At 62.3% G+C, this 3010-nt stretch carries 1 protein-coding gene and 2 pseudogenes; all 3 read left to right on the top strand.

Going from position 1 to position 3010, the window contains the following annotated elements; translation table 11 throughout:
• Positions 1 to 337 (top strand): annotated as a pseudogene (locus tag P2Q00_RS50500) (ISKra4 family transposase); the annotation flags it as partial.
• A gap of 522 nt (positions 338 to 859) precedes the next feature.
• Complete coding sequence (locus P2Q00_RS50495; protein WP_275781978.1) at positions 860 to 2641, top strand: reverse transcriptase/maturase family protein; 1782 nt, start codon at positions 860 to 862, stop codon at positions 2639 to 2641.
• 108 nt (positions 2642 to 2749) lie between these two features.
• Positions 2750 to 3010 (top strand): annotated as a pseudogene (locus P2Q00_RS50490) (ISKra4 family transposase); the annotation flags it as partial.

The following is a 3010-nucleotide window of genomic DNA, read 5'->3' as shown; positions in this document are numbered from 1 at the left end:
GGTGACCGTCACCCGGTGCGCCCTGCGCGCCCCGGGCCTGTCCAACTGCTACCCGGCCGATGCGGTACTCGGCCTGCCGCACGAGCGGCACAGCCTGGGCCTGCGCCGGCTGGCCGTGCTGGAGGCTGCCCGCGGCTCCTACGATACGGCCCTGGAGGCGATCGAACGCCGCTGCGGGCAGCGGACGGTCGGCAAACGCCAGGCCGAACACCTCGTGCGGGCCGCCGCCGCGGACATCGCTGCCTTCTATGCCGCTCGCACTCCCGCCCCGGCCGACAGCGAGACACTGCTGGTGATCAGTGTCGACGGCAAGGGAGTTGTCATGGTGCGCCGGTAAGGCGCCTCTGTTGTATTCCCGATTCAGTCGGGAGGAACTTGGAGGAAAGTTCTTGGGTCCAATGGCTTACCCAAAGCCGAAAGGTGACGGGGACCGCAGCATGCCAGGAAATCAGCGGCCGGGTCCAGACGTATGGGACGGCGCGCTGAGGGACCCGCGTGATATGGCAAAGCCTGGATTGGTTGAAGCCCAATCTCCAGAAGGTGTATACGCCCACCCATCGGAAAGACGTCTGGAACCGATGCCGTGCCCTGCGACGACTCCGCATGACGGTCGACGCAACCTCCAGTGCATGGGGCGATCCCTAACGAAGGGATTCAAGGGGATGAATGGGATGCCTAAGTCACGCTATTACGTACACAGAGGACGCACCCGGGATCACCTAAGGGGCGAAGTGCCCTACGGTGACGGAGGCCCCGTAGTAGTCGCAGGGGTAACGTCCTGCTAGGGAGGACGGGAAAGCCGTCCACAGGGCCAAGGGGGCCAGGCTATTCGGATATTCGAGCCGTGGAGGTATGCGTAATGCAGAACGCCCAAACGGTCCTGGATATCCTCCGAAAGCGCGGCAGGGAGGGCCTGCCGCTGGATCGACTGTATCGACAGCTGTTCAACCCGCAGTTATTCCTGCTGGCCTACGGGCGCATCTATTCAAACCATGGATCGATGACGCCAGGGGCCACCGAGGAAACCGTGGACGGTATGTCACTGGGAAAGATCGAGCAGATCATTGATGCTCTGCGCCACGAGCGCTATATCTTCAGTCCTGCGCGGAGGACCTTCATCCCGAAAAAGAACGGGACGCTGCGTCCGCTGGGTCTACCGTCCTGGTCGGATAAATTGGTCGCTGAAGTGGTGCGCATGCTGCTTGATGCGTACTACGACGTCCAGTTCTCCGACCATTCACACGGGTTCCGCCCAGGCCGGGGCTGCCACACCGCTTTGCGGGAGGTCGCCGAAACCTGGAAAGGAACACACTGGTTCATCGAAGGGGACATCGCCGATTGCTTCGGGAGCCTGGACTTCACTGTCATGCTTACGGCGCTCGGCGAGAATATCCACGACGGCCGGTTCCTTGCGCTGATCCACAAGATGCTCACGGCAGGGTACCTTCAGGATTGGGAATGGCACGCCACTCTGTCCGGCGCGCCACAAGGAGGCATCGCCTCACCCGTCCTGTCGAATATCTACCTGCACAGGTTGGATGAATTCGTCGAGACAGTTCTCGTACCCGAATATACCCGAGGAAAGAGCAGGGCTGCCAACCCTGCATACCGGAAGCTTGACTCGCCGATCGCACAGGCGAAACAAAGCGGCGACCATTTGACTCTCCGCAAGTTGCGCCAGCGGCGCCGTCGTATCCCCTACGGGAATCCACAAGATCCCGGATATCGGCGGCTGCGGTATGTGCGGTACTGCGACGACTTCCTACTCGGGTTCAGCGGACCCATCACCGAAGCCGAGGAGATAAAAAAGCGTATCCGTCAGTTCCTGAAAGGCGAGCTCAAGCTGGAGCTGTCGGAAGCCAAGACGCTGATCACTCACGCCAGAAAGGGGGCAAGATTCCTCGGCTATCACATCGTCGCCCAACACGCTAACGACCAGATTACCCGTCAAAACCGGGCAGTCAACGGCGTGATCGGACTGCGAGTCCCGGTCGATGTTCTCACCACCAAATGCGCCCAGTACATGGAACGCGGCAAACCCGCATCCCAAACCAGGCTCCTGCACCGCAGCGACTACAACATCATGGCAAGGTTCGGAGCCGAATACCGGGGCATGGTGCAGTATTACCTACTCGCCAGCAACGTCCACTGGCTGAACAGGTTGCACTGGGTGATGCAGACCTCCCTACTTAAGACGCTGGCCCACAAGCACAACTCCAAGGTCATCAAGATGTCTCGAAAGTACAAGGTGAAAATCGAGACGCCTGAGGGACTGCGGACTTGCTTGCAAGCCTGCGTCGAACGCGGCCCAAGGCGGAACCCTTTGGTCGCGACGTTCGGGGGAATTCCGCTGAAACGGCAGCGCACGGCGAAGATCATCGATCGCCGTCCAGTACGGAGCACTCCCACTGGCAGTGAGCTGATCCGTCGGCTCCGCCACGGGGAATGTGAACTCTGCGGGAGCGCGGACAAAATCCAAGTGCACCATGTCCGTAAACTCGCCGACCTCCAATGCTCCGAAGGCCCTCAACAACCGGCCTGGGCAGTGTTTATGGCGAAGAAGCGACGCAAAACCCTCGTGGTGTGTGCGCCGTGCCATGACGCTATCCACGCTGGCCCTCCTGCCACGATAACGGCATGAATCGCTGGAGAGCCGGATGATCGGAAACGATCAAGTCCGGTTCGGGAGGAGGCTCACGGGAAACGGGCCGGTCAACAGACCGGCACCGCGCCCGTGAGCCGACCTCACCGCCCGGGCCACCTGCGGGACGCGACCCAGAAGGCCGCGATGCGCGCCCGGCGCACGTTCCGCACCCGGTTGTCCACCGGGGAGAAGAGCTGCCGCAAGAGGATGGCCACACTGGCGGTCGTCCACGACGCCGACCCGGCCCCGCGCCGCCCCCACGACATCATCGCCCCGCCCGGCGGCCGCAGTGGCCACCGCACACCACGACCAGGCCCGAAAGCCCGCGCGAAGTGGCTCACCGGTTCGGTCCGACACGACGCCGAC

The sequence above is a fragment of the Streptomyces coacervatus genome (genome assembly GCF_029223485.1).
Classification (GTDB): domain Bacteria; phylum Actinomycetota; class Actinomycetes; order Streptomycetales; family Streptomycetaceae; genus Streptomyces; species Streptomyces coacervatus.
The sequence above is the reverse complement of the archived record's forward strand: the minus strand, read 5'-3'. Positions and strand labels throughout refer to the sequence as shown.

Coding starts and splice junctions, on each gene's coding strand:
- P2Q00_RS50495 (WP_275781978.1), top strand. CDS start 860: ATGCAGAACGCCCAAACGGTCCTGGATATCCTCCGAAAGCGCGGCAGG.